Source organism: Acinetobacter sp. SWBY1, assembly GCF_002946595.1.
GTDB classification, from domain to species: Bacteria; Pseudomonadota; Gammaproteobacteria; order Pseudomonadales; family Moraxellaceae; genus Acinetobacter; species Acinetobacter towneri.
Map to the genome: position 1 here is coordinate 1,796,699 of NZ_CP026616.1, position 17,273 is coordinate 1,813,971.

Consider the following 17,273-nt stretch of genomic DNA (forward strand, 5'->3'; position numbering starts at 1 on the left):
TCAGTACCCTACTTCTATACAGTCTTCTTCACGAATAAATTTAACTTCAGAAGAAGCTGACTTAAAACTAATTTGGTTTGATTGATTTGCAAAAACTAGTAATCGATTTACAATTTCATTCAATACAACTACGACACTTCTATCATTTTTATTTGGTCGATAACCCGCTCTTAATTTACTGAACAACTCGTAGAGATTGATATCAAGATTAAATTTCAAATTAGGATCATTCCCATCTTCTGAAAATCCTTTAATAGTAATATTCGCATCGAAGAACCCTCTACCCTTTTTAAATTTATTCTTCTGAATTTCAGAAAAATTTGGAGCCAACTTTAGATTGGAAATAACTTTATAATCACCATACTCGACCAAAAGAAATTGATTATCATCTAAGTACGGTGCTTTTTTATTAATATAACCTCTAATTGCACTAATTAATTCTTTATTATAAAAATTACGAAGTACTGGGCGAGATCTAACTGTATCATAGTAAATATGATGCCTATATATTTCTAAATAATCTATAAGTAAACTCTCTTCAAAATCATCAGAAAATTGTTTGTGATAATTATTCCCTAAATCCACTAATTTTAAGATGTAGAACAGTCTAATATACGCATTAGAGCAAATTAAATCACTGATCATTAAATCATTTTTTAAATCACCCTTAAACTCTTCAAACTTAGTAGAAAGACTATTTAACTCATACGCTATAATAAATCGATCAATAGCCTTTGTCCTTAATTTTGAAGGATCAAATTCAATTACCTTTTCCAAAATTTCATTTTCATTACAGGAAAATAGATTATTAAAAAGATAATCTTTCTTTGTTATTAACTCATAAATCAGATCAAGAAATGTTCTTGATGTAATAAATTGATTTCTAAATAATCTAACTTTTAACAATAACTCAATGAGGACTTCCTGAATTTTTAGATTACATAACATTTTATAATTTACAAATTTAAAATGATCAGAGCTACTTACTCCTTGCAGTTCATCTTTCATATAAAGCTTGTAGAGCATAGAACTAGGAGAAGTTATTTTTCTCAAAACTCTAGTAATAAACTCACTTTTATAGCCCTCTTCAGTAATTTCAAATTTTGGATAATCTTCAAAATTTACAAATTTAAAATCTTCCGTATTTTCATTTTTCTCTAAATAGTTTTTTAATTTATTTTTTATAATTTGTTGTTCTGCATCTTCTGCATAATTTCCCAACATTCCAATATTGATTCCAATGACCAATGAATGGTTACCATTTAGAAAGTCTTCAAAAACTCTATTTAAGGTGACTGTCGCATTGTCATGAGGTTCAAAACTATGTGTCGCATCTAAATGAAATTTTATAAATGGTTTCGCATACTTCTGCTTGGCTCTCAGCATCAGTTCAGACTTTCCATCTCCACTACTACCGCATAAAAAAATAACGCATCTAGAATTCGCATCAATTTGCTCTAATAACGAAAAAAAGTCCTCTTCTATAGGCATCTCAACATAAAGATCAGATTTGATTTTGGATAATTCTAGATCTCTATCGCTTTCAGTAGAAACAGCAAAGGATGATGATTTAGATAAAACACTTAAGGCCTCAACGAATTGCACTTAACTCCCCCTACATGATATTCAAGTTTTTCAAACAAACTTATGCTTAATAAAGACATATTTTCTGAATAGTTTTCTCTTTAGACTCTTCATTAGCCATTAATTTTTTAGGCTAGAACTTCTTTCTACCATATTATGATAAATTTATGATTTTTAATCCAATTCAATAGGACTAAAGATCTTTTATATTTTAAAATTTTTTCACTTAATGACGACTTTGTTGCATGAACATTCACAAGCTGGATTTACCTCAAACCATTGAAATTTAATTGATAAGTCTGCCTAATTCTGTAAACTGATTGAGTACTGCCACACGTGCATGAATCTAATTGACCTGGCTTTGCAAATTTCCGTGCACTGAGTTTCTCTCCCAATAATTTGATGCAATGCATCTTGGTTTCCACCAAACTTCGACCATGATAGCCTGACCATTTTTTCCATATGCTCCTGCCTAAATGTTTAACGGTTTGAAGTAACGCATTTCGTTCTCTTGAACTGATTTTAGAATCTTTCCAGGGCCAGGCATTCTTTCTAGCAGGAATCACCGCATAGGCCTGCCGATCGGCAATCACTTGTCTACATCGTTTTGTATCATAAGCTCCATCCGTATAGACTGAATCAATTTGCTCATCTTTAGGGATCTGATCGAGTAAATCCCCTAGTACCGGTGAATCACTGACATTATTCGTCGTCAGCTGAACAGCCTGTATTTGCAGCGTTTCGGCATCTATTCTAATATGCAGTTTTCGCCATTGGTGACGGTATTCAGGCTGATGTTTCTTACGCTTCCATTCACCTTCACCTAGAAACTTTAAGCTAGTAGAGTCTACGAATAGATGTAGTCCATCACGACTTTTCTGGTAACTAATTGCAATATCAATATGCTTTTGCCTTCTGCAAAGGGTGGAATAATCGGGTGCTGTCCAACTTAAACCGCAGAGCTGAATAAGACTTTGAACAAAGCCTGTGACCATACGCAAAGAGAGTCGAAATAGAGATTTCATCATGAGTCAGCATTGGATTGCTTTATCGGAATAGGTTTGATTTCGTCCTTGTTTACCTTGTGATTGGGTATACCACTGAGTATTAGGATCAAACCAGATCGAGAGATTTCCTCTATTAATTAAAGCTTGATTGTAGAAGGACCAGTTGGTTGTACGATAGATTTAAGGTGCGGGCTTATTCATCTAGGAATTATATTGCTGAATAAGCCTTTAGCAGAGATTTGTGCAACAAAGCCCTAAATCTTCTGATTTTTATATACAAGCAACGTAGTTAAATCTATCCATAAAATAATTTAGAGCAATCTCTCTTCAAGGTAACGTGTCTGAAAGTCTAGGTTGTCTTGTAACCCTCTGAGAGTTTTCAAGCATCTTTTTAATCTAGTTTTTATCTACGAATTAGATTACATAATAACCCAAGTTCTCGCTTTAAATAAAAATAAAAAGAATAAAATCAATATAACAACATATTATTCCAGTGTACACAAGCAATAAAAAATACTTCATAAAAAATATTTTTAAAATATAGAAAAATAAACCAAAAAATTATCAGAAAACAATATATTATAATTTTTACAAATTGACAACAAAATAAAAATTAAATTTTGAAAAACATAAAATCGAATAATATTAATATTATTTTACTCTTCGCCATTATGCACATCCAGGGGAGACATAATTTATGTCTATAAAAGAGAAAAATATTAAAAATTACCGTATAACTGCAACAAAAAATATGCAATTAATGTGTTATCCAAAATGCATGCATGCGTATCAAATCTGGATCTCTTTATTTTTCCAGCTTAATAAGAAACAGAAAAACTATCACTTGGATTTAACTTTTCAACAAAAAGTCGAAATTCCTATTTTTACAACAGACAAAGTTGATCTCTATTTTTTTAGCAGCCATTTTAGGTGGATCTATGCCCATTTTTACAACAAGAATAAAAATGAATTTAAGTTCAGAGCTTATGAAAAAAATAATTCCTACGAATTCACCATTCAGGCTTTAAGTGAAGTAAGGACATTACTGTGTTCTGGATTACATCACTCAATCCAAGGCTTAGATATATTTGCAGACTGGCTGAATGAACAATATTTAGCTGCACATCTTCAAGAAGTATTTGGTCAGAGAATTTTAACTATAAATCATCTACGAGAATTAGCAGAACTACCAAAATCGAAAAGCCCCGTCAGTTCTGTTTCAAATTATACAGGCTCACTATCATTAGATAAAATTCTAGCAGGAATTTTATCATGAATGGATATAGTTACTTAGAAGATACTCTGGAATTAAAACTTAAACCGTTTCGAAACTTCTATAGAGCACTTGCAGAAGCAAAGCTAGAAAATTTTCAAAATTCAATCAAACTCAATGACTTCATTAAACCTCCTGAAATTATTGAACTTCACAATATAATAAATCAAAAACTTGCAGAAAAATCAATCAGTGAGTATCCACTAGTTCACTATCTTATCGCAGTCATTAACACCCCTTCGGCATATCAAGCTAATGCCCTAAAATGGGCTATTTTCAATACTCAATGTATTGAATTGCTTGATAGCAAAGAACATGCAACCACCGTAGCTAATCTTTGTATGCGTTTTCGTTTAGCCAGCACAAAGCGGGAGTATCATTGGCTTTATAACTTCTTACCAGCTCTCCCTATGGAGTTAGAGGATCTGCTTGAGTTTTTAAATAAAGCTGAAACAGAGAATAAAGAGTTAGTTGAACGCTCCACACCAAATTTAACAACAAAGCAAATAGGTCAACTGGCAAATATCCGCGTTATTTATACCTATGCGCATACGCAATCAGATCGTCAAAAAAGGCATCGGGAAAGCAGTCCAAGCGCCCAAGAACCACCTCAAACTGATGTTAGAAAGACATCAAAAATAACGCTTGACGATGAAAAAACCTATCAAACTCATTTTGAACGTGGTGTGGCAAAATTGCCTATTGAAGAGAAAATCCTAGAAACTGTTGAAGATCATAATTTTGAGTTTAACTCACTAGAGCAATGCTCTATTACAGCTCAAATTAATAATCTCAAGAACAGGGTTTTACATAAAAACAAGAATGAGTTAATGAGTAAGCCAAATCCCCGAGTTTTCGATTTGCCTACTGCACAATATGTTATGCGCATTTTATTTGAACAAGCAGAAAACTCTCCAATTCATGCCTTACTTTTATTCTCAGTACTTAGTTTCACGCATTATGAAGAGCTACTAGTATTACGAACGCGTTTCTTTCTAAACTCAAAAAGTAAAGAAATCCGCTTTAGTCATGAAAACTGTTTTTTCCGTCAAAGTATTGATAGCTCTAAATTTAAAGATACATTTTTAAAAGAATATATGCTCAATATTGGTAATTCTTTTACTATTCCCTTACCTAAAGTTTATTTGGATCAGATACTTCGACTAAAGAAGTGGGATAAAGCCGATATTGCTTCTGAGGTACAGGAGTATCTACGTAGAATCAGTAATAATCTTACTTTTCCGTTAACAGCTCAAAATCTTCCGCGTTTAATCAGTGATATTACGCTGAATGAACTAGGATATGAGTTAGAAAGCAAATTAATGGCAGGAGAAAATGTCAACAACTACACACCATGCCATTACTTCTCAATAAGAATTACTGATATTCTAGATGTCTACATTCAAACCCTTGATCTGGTTTTTCCTCAGCTTGACAATAAATATATTGAGGAATTTAAATCTCCAATTACGTTTGGCAGTCAGCAAGTACCTGATCTTCCATTTGTCCAGTCCTTTTTTTACCAGCTTGACCATCAAGTTCGGAATAATCCAAATCCCTTTCAGACGTTAAATCATTATTCACTCTGGCTGTGGCATGTTTGTATGCTCATCACGTCGGCACGACCAAGCGAATCTTTCCCACCCAATCTAGATTATATTGACCTCGACAATCAATTGATGGCTGTTGCAGATAAAGAGCAGCGTTATTCGGGCACCATTGGGCGATATCTACCGTTTAATGATTATCTTCGTGATGAAATACAGTATTACCTAAAATATTTAAAACACTTTCTCTCCCTCACTAAAGCTTATCTACATCAAGAAAAAGTACAAGCAATTCATGAGGTCCTCGATGGCAAGCGTCTCTTACTCTTATTTTATGACTCAAAAGAATATATCAGAAATCTGGAACTCTCTGATATTCAAAAATACTGTACAGAAATAGCCTTACAACGTAATTGGACCCGTCATTTTACTCGTTATTTTTTTGCCCAATACTGTAATGAAGATGTAGTTAAGGGCATCTTTGGTCACGATGAGCCCATGCAAGAACTGTTTGACCGCTATTCAGCTTTTCAGACAACGGATTACGATCAAATTAGAGCAGCACAAGATAAGTTGGTCAAAACCTTAGCGCTTAAAAGCATGTCAAATTTCACGGGAATAATGATTACATGAGCAAACATCCTCACTCGCTCAAACGATTAAAGAAATATAGAGCAAAAAAAGCGTTTCATCTGCAACTATTTAGCGAAAAATGCTCAGAACTGACACCTGAAAATTATCCTGAAGTTTACCGGCAAGTTGATGACCGGCTTTTAGAGCACTGCAAATCCAATATCCGCAGCTATCAAATGGCACGTGTAGAATTTGCTAAATATATCAAGCGCTTTAATCTGTCAGCGAGTCAAAATTATCCAGTGCCGGCCGCACCCGTGAGACATGAAAGAACGTCACCACAGCAAAATATTGAAACCTTGAAATATGGTAAAAAGGTTACTCAATTTGTCAAAAATATGATTGATTATTGGGCAAAATCTAATAACTTCAGTCCAACCCAGTCACTCGGCTTCTGTTTGATTAGCTCCATCTTATTCAATGGCATTTACAACGATAAAGAATTGCAAAAATTTTTAAAAATTATTTTAAAAACTAATAAATTTCAAAGCTTCTTAGACTCGAATCATATTGTTTCGTTAGAAGTCCCAAATCAGCACTTTGGTAATCAGCGTATTAATAACCCTGAATTTTCAGTTAGCTATACCAAAACATTTGTACTGCACGATATTGTGAAATGCTGGATATTTAGATTAAAACACCAAAAATTTGATTTATTTTCGGACATTGATAACGCAGAACAACTGATTAATGCTTGTATTGTCGAATGTTTTCCTGAAGAAAAAGTTCGTTGTAAGGACCTGTTAAAATACGGTTTCTACTATACACAATTTCTGAAAAACAGTGGGCTGGATCAAATGTCCATTTGTATCTTAAAAAATGAAATTTACAGTTCCAGTCCTCTCGAAAAACAATTAGTAGCTTATTTTAATCAGCCTGAATCTATATCTCCCCATACGATTCAGAATATTTATGAAAGTCCTCAGGGGCAATCTACAACCTCCATGATAGTAGACGTCACAGACATTTTAGGAGAAATACGTCATGCTATTCGCGCAAAAAACTATAGCGATCAACTCATAGAATTATATGCCAAGAAACAACCTCCTAACTTGGAGCGTCTATTGTTCTGGACCATTCTTCGCTCAAAATTAACCAATCCCCAATTGGAGCATCTCAATCATATTATTGAGCAGCAGCAACGATTTAAGCGCAAGCTTATGCGAGCAGATTTTCAGCCGCTCCAACAAAGCTCTCTGAAGACTATGTTTTCACAATTTGCCGTCCATTGGCTGCAGGCAACACAAGGTAAAGAGATTACATCATTTACCAGCGCTGATTTTGAAGATCTCTATGGAGAAATGCTTTTACTAAAAGGAGAAATAGTTCGAGCAACTTTACAGAAACGTCTAAGTGAGTTTCATCACAAACAGACCGTATTTTTTCAAGCACCCGCTGTCACTCTAGATAATTTAATACAACCCAAAATATGTAAAACAGCATTAATCTCACCGCATCTTTTCCACAAGATGCTACAGCAGCTCGAACAGACGCAAAATATTCCAATTCGAGATAAAAATATATTTAAATTAATATTCATCCTAGGCTTTAGAGCCGGATTACGGATCAATGAAACACTGAATATTTTCGTACGCGATCTATTTATTACTGAAGATGCAGTGATACTCACTATTCGCAACAATCGTAATAAAAATCAAAAAAGCTATTCTGCCTATCGTAAAATCCCTCTCCATCACTTACTCAAAACTGAGGAATTACAGGCATTCAAAGCATATAGCCTGAATAGAAAACGTCTGCTAAAAGAACAAGGTAAATCAGTTGGACAACCACTATTTTTAAAACAATCACTGGAAGAAACTCATGAAAATGAAGTGAATTCTCTACTTAAAAATCTGGTTCAGATATTTTTTGGTGAGCATAATTTTACTTATCATAGTCTACGCCATTCCGCATTTAATCATCTCTATCTGATTTTAAAAAACTCAGCTCTTGCTGATGCGTTTACCGACTATACGCCAAGTGAACAGTTGCGCATCCGCTATGCCCTGTTACGAAACAAAAATACTCAGCAAACCTGGTGTGCATTTTCTCATTTTGCGGGACATTTAACACCTGAAACAACATGCTCAAGTTATTTACATTTCATGCACTTGGCAATTAGCTATCAGCTGAATCAAATTGAAAGTCCTCTTGCTAAAGAAGCTTATTTTAATATCATAAAACACGATGACTCCGTTAAATTTCCTGTTCAGCAACGTGCTATCAAACAGTTTTTATTTGACCAGCTCACTAAAGATCGCTACAAGCGACATGATCATCAATATCAACCAGAACAACAAAAAACTCCTGATTCGCTGATGCTGGGAGCTCATGACTCAGAGATGACTTTTGAACTATTACATCACATTCTTGCAGTAGAAAAAGAGGAGGAGCTTCAATTACCTGAATCCATTCCGTTGCAAATCGCACAAGAATTACGTGCTAGAGCGCTGCATTTGAAAACCTCCTGTATAAACCAAAAAAAATCATCAAGGTTATTTACCTCGGACTTTTTAAGGAAAAATCCTGCTGCATTAATTACCACGTTGCCAACCAATCAAGAAGAAAAAAAGGTCATTCACTATGTCCAGGAGCGTTATGCAAGTGCACAAAGTAAATATAAAAAACAGCTCAATGCAATCTACTCAATTTATCTTGAAAAAGTGCAACCCAATTCACCCCAGTTAATCTTTGAACTGAATGAAAAATGGCAACTGAAAAAATTTCTTACTTTTATCAGCTGCTTATTTCCTAAAAAATATCTCCATTTAGAACTGTCTCAGCAGAGCAAGACAAAGCTCCAAAAGACATTACAGGATTTAACACTTCAGGCAGAGAACTTCAGCTTAAATAAAGATGAGCAACGAATTATTTTTTGTTTTAAGTGTAAAGATGCGAAGGCACTAGGTGTATTTAAGCTACTGATGTATCTCATGATTATTTTCAACCTTTAGAGCTCTGTAACAGAAAGCTATATGTAAACCAGAGTACCACTCATAAGCTACTGTTTTTATATTAATATATACTTATTGTAAGCCCCAAATAGAAATTCCGATTTTTCCCAAGTAAAAATGTCCGATTTTAGAATACACACTTTTGCCATTTTATTAGCAGGCGGTTTGAGATGTTGGTGTTTATGTCGGGTAAAGAACAAACAATTGTCGATCTTGTAGGAAATCTGTACTCAACGCATAACCTAGTTCTAGACTGCTCAGCTATTACAATTTCAGAACGTCAGGTCATAAGCTTATTGCAAAAACATATAGCTCAAGGTCTGCTCGCGTGGCCAAACCAATATTGCTTAACTTCCTGAAGATCTCAGACTTAAATGTCTCTATCTGGTTGCTGAGCAATTTCATGGTTTTGGACCCACTTTAGTACCTGAAAAGCTGACTACCATTTATGGTTTTGATATTTCGATAGAAACCCTGCGTTCTTAGATGATAGCAGCCAATTTATAGATTATCCGTCATAAACATCTGAAATGCTCGTATCCTCAAAGTTAATTTTCTTTTAAAAAGCTCTTTAAAAATGAAATTCTATCAAAACTAATTAGAACCATAAAAAATGAATAAAGTTCTAAAGAATGTGGATAGTTCTTGAGGGTAATTTTCGCTTCAATGGGGGCAATACCCTAATGGACTAGAGGATATAACAATGACCTCACGCAGTATTACTGAATGGCAAGACTTCATTAAAAATTGTCTTGATTTTCGCCCCCACGATGGCGTGTATCGCATCTCTAGAGAAATGTTCACTGAAGCTGAACTATTTGACTTAGAGATGGAGCAAATTTTTGAAAAAGTCTGGATTTACGCCTGTCATGAAAGTGAAATACCCAATAATAATGATTTTGTAACAGTTCAAATTGGTCGCCAACCTCTGATTATTAGTCGTGATAGTAATGGTGAGCTACATGCGATGGTTAATGCATGTGAACATCGCGGTGCCACCCTGACACGTGTAAGTAAGGGAAATCAGGCTACATTTACCTGTCCTTTTCACGCCTGGACCTATAAATCAGATGGTCGCCTGATTAAAGTCAAGGCTCCAGGTGAATATTGTGAGCACTTTGATAAAACCACACGTGGTCTTAAACAAGGTCGAGTTTCCAGCTATCGTGGTTTTGTATTTGTCAGTTTAGATAGCCAAGCGACAGATTCTTTAGAAGATTTCTTGGGGGATGCTAAAGTCTTTCTCGATTTAATGGTAGAACAGTCACCAACAGGTGAGCTTGAAGTATTACAAGGTAAATCGACCTATACTTTTGCAGGCAACTGGAAACTACAAAATGAAAATGGCCTAGATGGTTATCACGTTAGTACTGTGCACTATAACTATGTCGCTACAGTGAAACATCGCCAACAAATGAATGTGGAAAATGGAGCCGATTTAGACACGCTGGATTACAGTAAACTTGGCGCTGGAGATTCTGAGACTGATGATGGCTGGTTTAGTTTTAAAAATGGACACAGTGTTCTTTTCAGTGATATGCCAAACCCGACCGTCCGCCCAGGTTATAGCACAGTAATGCCTTATCTTTTGGAAAAATATGGGAAAAAGCGTGCGGAATGGGCCATGCATCGTTTAAGAAATCTGAATTTGTATCCTAGCCTATTCTTTATGGATCAAATCAGCTCTCAGTTACGAATCATCCGTCCTGTGGCATGGAATAAAACAGAAGTGATTAGCCAATGTATTGGGGTTAAAGGAGAGTCTACCGAAGCGCGTCGTAACCGCATTCGCCAGTTTGAAGACTTTTTTAATGTGTCAGGTTTAGGTACACCAGATGATTTGGTGGAATTCCGTGAACAACAAAAAGGCTTTCAAGCACGTCTTGAACGCTGGAGTGATATTTCTCGAGGTCACCATACTTGGGAATACGGTATCACTAAAAATGCTCAAGATTTAAATATTAGACCTGTCATTACTGGACGTGAATTCACCCATGAAGGCTTATATGTCAACCAACACGGTCAATGGCAACGCTTGATGCTAAGCGGTTTAAATAAAAAAGCCTTAAAAATGAAAGATGTGACTTTTGAGCAAGATATTGCCAAGGAAGAGGTGTAATCATGACTGCTGAACTTAACTTCGCTGTTTCTCAGTTTTTAATTAAAAAAGCTGAGCTATGTGATACCTATGATTGGGATGCTTATCTTGAACTTTATGATGAAGATAGTGAATACCATATTCCGCAGTGGATCGATGACCATAACTATATCCAAGATCCCAATCAGGGCTTATCTTACATTTATTACGAGGATCGTACAGGCTTAGAAGACCGAATATTTCGTATTCGTACTGGTAAGGCTGCCTCTGCAACTCCTTTACCACGCACTTTGCACATGATTAAGAATGTGCGGGTCAAAGAACTGGATGATGGCTTAATTGAAGCAAAAGTGGCATGGCATACCCTATACAATCGTCAAGGTTTGGAAGGCAGTTTTTATGGTCATGCCACCTATACCTTACGTAGAAATGAAGACAGTTTCCGTATCTGCCGTCAGCATACGATCTTGCTGAATGACAAAATTGACTCTGTCTTAGACTTTTATCATGTTTAAGGATCAAAAGTATGACTCATTCAGTGGCGCTCAATTTTGCGGATGGTAAAACCTTTTTCATTTCTGTACATGATGACGAATTGCTGCTTGATGCAGCAATTCGTCAGGGTTTGACCCTGCCTGTGGACTGCCGTCAAGGTGTATGTGGAACTTGTAAAGGTCAGTGCGAAATTGGCTCCTATCAACAGGAGTATGTAGATGAAGAAGCATTAAGCACACGAGAATTGGACGAACGTAAAATATTGGCCTGCCAAACCCGGGTTAGCTCGAATGCAGTATTTTATTTTGATCACGATTCAGCCTTATGCAATGCTAGTAAATCACTCAAAATAGCTACCACAGTGACCGCAATAGAACTGATTTCTGAAACCATTGCTGTTCTGCATGTTGATGCAAGCAGTCATAAGTACCCCTTAAATTTTTTACCAGGTCAATATGCACGTTTGCAAATTCCTGATTCTCAGGACTGGCGTTCCTATTCTTTTGCCAATCGGCCCAATCCAACTAATCAGCTACAATTCTTAATTCGCCTACTGCCAAACGGTGTAATGAGTAATTATTTACGACAAGACTGTAAGATTGGGCAAACTATCTTCATGGAAGCCCCTTTAGGTAGTTTTTATTTACGTGAAGTAAAGCGTCCTTTGGTCTTTATTGCTGGTGGAACCGGCTTATCTGCATTTTTGGGAATGCTAGATAATATTGCCGAGAAACCTGATGCTCCTCCTGTATACCTTTATTATGGAGTAAATCAGGAAATGGATTTATGCGAGCAAGAGCGATTGCTCGAGTATTCCTCGCGTATTCCTCATTTTAATTATCAGCCGATTATTAGTCAGGCTTCAAAAAGTTGGACTGGTAAAACAGGCTATATTCAAGATCATTTAAATAGAGACCAACTTGCAGAACAAGCATTTGATATGTATCTGTGTGGCCCTCCCCCCATGATTGAAGCAGTAAAAGACTGGTTAGAAGATCATGATTTACAAGATTATCGCATTTATAGTGAAAAGTTCTTACAAAGTAATACGGTGAATCGTCTTTAAAACATTAATATTTCAAAAACAGTATCTGAAATTTAAAACACCTCATGGATAGAGCATCAGCTTTATAAATTTAATCAAATCTATACTTAAGGAACATAGTATGAATCGAGAACAAATTAGTGATCTAGTTAAGCAAATGAATGTTGACACAGCCACTGGTCCCGTCGACACACGTATACAGAAGATTATTGTGCGTCTAGTCACAGACCTATTTCAGGCGATTGATGAGCTGGATATTCAACCCTCTGAAGTATGGAAAGGTTTAGAATATTTGACCGATGCAGGACAATCCAATGAGTTAGGCTTGCTTGCCGCAGGTCTAGGATTAGAGCACTTTTTAGACCTGCGTGCTGATGAAATCGATTTACAAGCGGGCCTTACTGGCGGCACTCCGCGTACTATTGAAGGTCCGCTATATGTTGCTGGCGCACCAGAATCAGTCGGTTTTGCACGGATGGATGACGGTTCTGAATCCGAAGATGTAGAAACACTGATCATTGAGGGGACGGTAACTGACACGGAGGGGCAGCTCATTGAAAATGCCAAGGTGGAAATCTGGCATGCCAATGGTCTGGGTAATTATTCCTTTTTTGATAAGTCACAATCTGAGTTTAACTTGCGTCGTACTATCTTTACCGACCAAGTGGGCAAGTATGTCGCACAAACCACCATGCCCGTCGGCTATGGTTGCCCACCAGAAGGAACCACTCAGGCACTGCTGAACAAGCTTGGCCGTCATGGCAATCGTCCATCACATGTGCATTATTTTGTGTCAGCACCGGGTTACCGTAAACTCACCACACAATTTAATATCGAAGGTGACCAGTATCTGTGGGATGACTTTGCTTTTGCCACTCGAGAAGGTTTGGTAGCTACCGCTGTAGATGTGACTGATCCAGCTGAAATTCAGCGTCGTGGTCTAAACAAACCCTTTAAATTTATTTGCTTTAACTTCAAACTGCTGAAAGATGTTGAAAATGCCCCACCAGCTGAGGTAGAGCGTCGTCGCCTCTGTGCTTAAGCAATTTTAATCTTTCACTTGAATCAAGCACACTACTTGATTCAAGTATCTGTTATTAACAGGAAAACTCTGTTTTCCTATCTTTAGTTTAAGTTTAAAAGAAAAATTATATTTATTCCATTTTTATTATTCGCTCTGAAGCTCTGTCACAAACTTCTTTCCTAAAAAAAGCAGCTTAATTCTACTCATTAGCATTACTTTTTTAGTCTGTCTTAAGGTGAGACAGAGTGACCTTTTACTTGATTTGATCCGTTTGTTATCCAGCTAATTTGGAAAAAATGGATGATTTTTAGGAATTTCTGGATAGTTTATTTAAAGCAGAAAGCATTCAATAAGTCTTAGAGATAAGCCTATTTTTTTTAAGCTCACTCAAAATAATAGCAAAATTTTTTGATTCGCAAAGGAATGCAGATGATAACATCTAGACAAAAGTTAAATATCACGTTAACAAAAACATTTGCCATGCTTAGTCTTTTAAGTGGAGTCAGTCTCTCAGGGCAAGCACAGCCCGTAGAGCCAGAATGGAAGCTTACATTTAAAAATGCTTATATTGAACGGAACTTTGACTCTGAGGTGGTAAGAGATAGCGGGAGTTGGTCACAATCTGCCTCCCTTTTCTATACCTCTCACATGAAAGAAACACCGGTAAGCGTTGATGGTAATCCCGTTACCATCGGTGTTAATGCCTCAACTCAATATGCAGTCCGGCTCAGTTCTGACAAACATGTGTCTGATGGTATCCTGCCATTCGACCCTGTCACTCAGACACAGGCTGCTGATTATTTTAAATATGGTGCCACTTTAAAACTGGGCTATCAAGAGACTTTAGTGAGTTTGGGAGAACTGTGGTTAGATCTGCCACTCACCACAGTAGATGGTAGCCGCCAATTGCTCAATTCTTATTGGGGGGGAAATCTACGTTCACAGATAAATGACCAACTGCAACTTGAACTAGGACATATCACCAAGTTTTCCCCAAGAAATGAGGAAGATTTCCGTAAGTTTTCTTACACTTCTGGCGGGCTTACCTACTCTTCCGATGCGCTGAACTATATTGACTTGCGTTATCAATTCTCACCCCAGCTTAAAACAGAATACTATTTTGGTTATCTGGAAAACCTGTACCATAAGCATTATTTAGGAGTAGAACACCTATGGAAGGCTGAGGATTTTTCTTTAGTTTCAAAACTAAAATATTTTAATGCGCAAAAAGAAAATGACGAACTAAATATCGATGCACAAAATATAGGCATGCTAGAAACCCTAAAAATAAACAACCACAGCATAGGCTTAGGTTACCAGCAAATTATAGGAGATTCCGCCTATCCTTTATTAGATGGCCTTTTACCAGAACCATATTTTATTAACTGGAATGCAACTGGCTTCTTTAAAAAAGATGAAAAATCCTACCACTTCATTTATTCCTATGATTTTAAAGACTTCATTCCTGGATTAAACACCACTGTCAAATATGTAGCTGGCCGTGACTTTAAAACAGCCGATGGCCGTGAAAATAAAGAAAGCGAAACAAATTTAATAGGTAGTTATTCATTTCAGCAGCCTTACTTAAAAGGTCTGTCTTTGCAATATCTCCTGCTTGATTACAACGTTAAACATGGTACAGATTTTACAGAGAATCGTTTCTTTATAAATTACAGTAAAAAATTCTAATCTAAGAGGACTAAGTATGAATACTATCGTTATTCTTTTCAGATTGTCTTTAGCTTATTTTTGTGGTGGGTTTTCTGAATGCTAGACTACCTTTTTGGGGAATTACGATCTACTTGATTGATGTCCAGATCGCAATTGCTACCTTTAGCTGCTATTTCCTACCCTTCTTGTCGCACAGTAGGTATTCATGGAGACAAAGAATTGGTTGAATTGGAGCAATTCTAGGCGCTTTTTAGGAACACTAATTTTGATTTTTGGCCTGAGCTTAAAAGTGTTAAGTGAATGCTCAAAATCTCAAGACCAATTAGAAATGGCTTTGTTGCATAAACATTCAAAAGCTGAGTTCTCCCCAATCCATTCAAATTTAAGACACAACTTGGGTGCGAGGTCTACCTAATTCCGTAAATCTATTCAGAACTGCCACACGCGCATGAATTTCATTGACCTGACTTTGAAAATGTCTTGCCGTCAGCCTATCACCTAATAATTTGATGCAATGCATCTTGGTTTCCACCAAACTACGACGGTGATAACCCGACCATTTTTTCCATAGGGTTCTACCTAAATGTTTAACCGTTTGAAGTAACTCATTTCGTTCTATTGAACTTATTTTAGAATCTTTCCAGGGCTTGGCATTCTTTCTGGGTGGAATTACTGCATGTGCTTGACGATCTGAAATCACTTTTCTGCAGCACTTCGTGTCGTACGCGCCATCGGTATAGACAGAATCTATTCGCTCATCTAGTGGAATTTGATCCAGTAAATCACCTAGTACTTGTGAATCACTGACATTATTTGTAGTAAGCTGAACGGCACGTATTTGCAGTGTTTCAGCATCTATACCAATATGCAGTTTACGCCATTGCCGACGGTATTCAGGCTGATGTTTTTTACGCTTCCATTCGCCTTCACCTAAAAACTTTAAACCCGTAGAGTCGACAAGTAGGTGTAACCCATCATGACTTTTCTGATAGCTTATCGCAATATCAATATGCTTTTGTCGTCTACAAAGGGTGGAGTAATCTGGTGCTGTCCAATTCAAGCCACAGAGTTTAATCAGGCTTTGAACAAAGCCAGTAACCATACGTAAAGAAAGACGGAATAGAGATTTGATCATTAAACAGCATTGAATCGCTGTATCGGAATAAGTTTGATTTCGTCCTTGCTTGCCTTGTGGTTGTGCATACCATTGCGTCTTAGGATCAAACCAGATTGAAATATTTCCTCGCTTGATTAAAGCTTGGTTATACGAGGACCAATTGGTTGTACGATAGATTTTAGGTGTAGGCTTCTTCATCTGGAAATTATATTACTGAAGAAGCCTTCAAGAATAGCTTTGTGCAACAAAGCCATTAGAAATTAAAAAATAGCATATGTAACTCTACTCTTTATCTAAAGCTTGATCTAGATCAGGCTTTTTCTCATAAAATCATTAATTCACAGATTATTTAAACTTACTTTTGTTTCTCTTGATTTTTAACCAAATTCTTCATGATATTCTTGAGAGAATCGACCTAAATGCTTAGTCCCCATTGAAATGCTAGCTGTGAAATCAAAGTTTTTTATGGGTACTTGAGGATGAGAACACTTTATAGACTTGATACAAACGATATCTCCTTAAATAGGACAAAGAGCTGGTATCGCAATAGGTCTAAAATGCTTCATATGTATTTGATTTAGAAGATCTTAATAATTCCTTCAGAGTATCGGCACTGATTTCCTCGCTAGCATGAAACCGAATAAAATTATGGGTTTTCACTGAATATAGTGGCTTCTGCTGACTAGAGAATCGTCTCAGCTATTCAGAATAATTCTTCCTGACATAGCAACAAAGTTTTAATAATGTTCAGCCAATAGGTAAAGACCATTAAAATCAATCTACTGGATTTTAGAGTTTAAAATTTTTATAAACTTATAATATTAT

General features: G+C 36.3%; 10 protein-coding genes and 2 pseudogenes. 9 read left to right on the top strand and 3 right to left on the bottom strand.

Going from position 1 to position 17,273, the window contains the following annotated elements:
• Nucleotides 1-1,605, bottom strand: coding sequence for a DNA phosphorothioation-dependent restriction protein DptF (gene dptF / locus C3Y93_RS08645; RefSeq protein WP_104852689.1), 1,605 nt, complete (start codon nucleotides 1,603-1,605; stop codon nucleotides 1-3).
• Nucleotides 1,606-1,933: 328 nt separating this feature from the next.
• A pseudogene (locus C3Y93_RS08650) lies at nucleotides 1,934-2,771 on the bottom strand (IS5 family transposase); the annotation flags it as partial.
• A 598-nt stretch (nucleotides 2,772-3,369) separates the two neighbouring features.
• Between C3Y93_RS08650 and C3Y93_RS08655 the strand changes: the two are divergent.
• The 9 genes and pseudogenes from C3Y93_RS08655 (at nucleotide 3,370) to C3Y93_RS08690 (ending at nucleotide 15,349) form a co-directional block, all read left to right on the top strand.
• Nucleotides 3,370-3,867: a hypothetical protein gene (locus C3Y93_RS08655; protein WP_104853263.1), complete on the top strand. Its 498-nt coding sequence runs from the start codon at nucleotides 3,370-3,372 to the stop codon at nucleotides 3,865-3,867.
• Entirely contained in the window at nucleotides 3,864-6,044 is a 2,181-nt protein-coding gene (locus tag C3Y93_RS08660; RefSeq protein WP_104852690.1) for a hypothetical protein, read from the top strand. Before C3Y93_RS08655 ends, C3Y93_RS08660 begins: the two co-directional genes overlap by 4 nt.
• Complete coding sequence (locus C3Y93_RS08665; protein WP_104852691.1) at nucleotides 6,041-8,998, top strand: site-specific integrase; 2,958 nt, start codon at nucleotides 6,041-6,043, stop codon at nucleotides 8,996-8,998. Before C3Y93_RS08660 ends, C3Y93_RS08665 begins: the two co-directional genes overlap by 4 nt.
• A 222-nt stretch (nucleotides 8,999-9,220) precedes the next feature.
• Nucleotides 9,221-9,481: pseudogene (locus C3Y93_RS14450) on the top strand (ISNCY family transposase); the annotation flags it as partial.
• Between the two features lie 220 nt (nucleotides 9,482-9,701).
• Nucleotides 9,702-11,117: an anthranilate 1,2-dioxygenase large subunit gene (gene antA / locus C3Y93_RS08670; protein WP_104852692.1), complete on the top strand. Its 1,416-nt coding sequence runs from the start codon at nucleotides 9,702-9,704 to the stop codon at nucleotides 11,115-11,117.
• A 2-nt stretch (nucleotides 11,118-11,119) separates the two neighbouring features.
• Nucleotides 11,120-11,611, top strand: a complete 492-nt coding sequence (antB, locus tag C3Y93_RS08675) for an anthranilate 1,2-dioxygenase small subunit (RefSeq protein ID WP_104852693.1) — start codon at nucleotides 11,120-11,122, stop codon at nucleotides 11,609-11,611.
• Nucleotides 11,612-11,622: 11 nt separating this feature from the next.
• Entirely contained in the window at nucleotides 11,623-12,657 is a 1,035-nt protein-coding gene (antC, locus tag C3Y93_RS08680) for an anthranilate 1,2-dioxygenase electron transfer component AntC (RefSeq protein ID WP_104852694.1), read from the top strand.
• A 100-nt stretch (nucleotides 12,658-12,757) separates the two neighbouring features.
• Nucleotides 12,758-13,678: a catechol 1,2-dioxygenase gene (gene catA, locus C3Y93_RS08685; RefSeq protein WP_104852695.1), complete on the top strand. Its 921-nt coding sequence runs from the start codon at nucleotides 12,758-12,760 to the stop codon at nucleotides 13,676-13,678.
• A gap of 462 nt (nucleotides 13,679-14,140) precedes the next feature.
• A complete protein-coding gene (locus C3Y93_RS08690; protein ID WP_228153795.1) occupies nucleotides 14,141-15,349 on the top strand; it encodes an OprD family outer membrane porin in 1,209 nt (402 codons plus the stop codon).
• 364 nt (nucleotides 15,350-15,713) lie between these two features.
• On the opposite strand, the gene C3Y93_RS08695 is transcribed toward C3Y93_RS08690, so the two are convergent.
• Nucleotides 15,714-16,646: an IS5-like element ISAha3 family transposase gene (locus tag C3Y93_RS08695; RefSeq protein ID WP_004812228.1), complete on the bottom strand. Its 933-nt coding sequence runs from the start codon at nucleotides 16,644-16,646 to the stop codon at nucleotides 15,714-15,716.
• Nucleotides 16,647-17,273 lie beyond the last annotated feature (627 nt).

Excerpts from the sequence above, each read along its gene's own strand:
- C3Y93_RS08655 (WP_104853263.1), top strand. The coding sequence starts at position 3,370 with ATGCATGCGTATCAAATCTGGATCTCTTTATTTTTCCAGCTTAATAAG.
- C3Y93_RS08660 (WP_104852690.1), top strand. The coding sequence starts at position 3,864 with ATGAATGGATATAGTTACTTAGAAGATACTCTGGAATTAAAACTTAAA.
- C3Y93_RS08665 (WP_104852691.1), top strand. The coding sequence starts at position 6,041 with ATGAGCAAACATCCTCACTCGCTCAAACGATTAAAGAAATATAGAGCA.
- antA (WP_104852692.1), top strand. The coding sequence starts at position 9,702 with ATGACCTCACGCAGTATTACTGAATGGCAAGACTTCATTAAAAATTGT.
- antB (WP_104852693.1), top strand. The coding sequence starts at position 11,120 with ATGACTGCTGAACTTAACTTCGCTGTTTCTCAGTTTTTAATTAAAAAA.
- antC (WP_104852694.1), top strand. The coding sequence starts at position 11,623 with ATGACTCATTCAGTGGCGCTCAATTTTGCGGATGGTAAAACCTTTTTC.
- catA (WP_104852695.1), top strand. The coding sequence starts at position 12,758 with ATGAATCGAGAACAAATTAGTGATCTAGTTAAGCAAATGAATGTTGAC.
- C3Y93_RS08690 (WP_228153795.1), top strand. The coding sequence starts at position 14,141 with ATGCTTAGTCTTTTAAGTGGAGTCAGTCTCTCAGGGCAAGCACAGCCC.
- C3Y93_RS08695 (WP_004812228.1), bottom strand. The coding sequence starts at position 16,646 with ATGAAGAAGCCTACACCTAAAATCTATCGTACAACCAATTGGTCCTCG.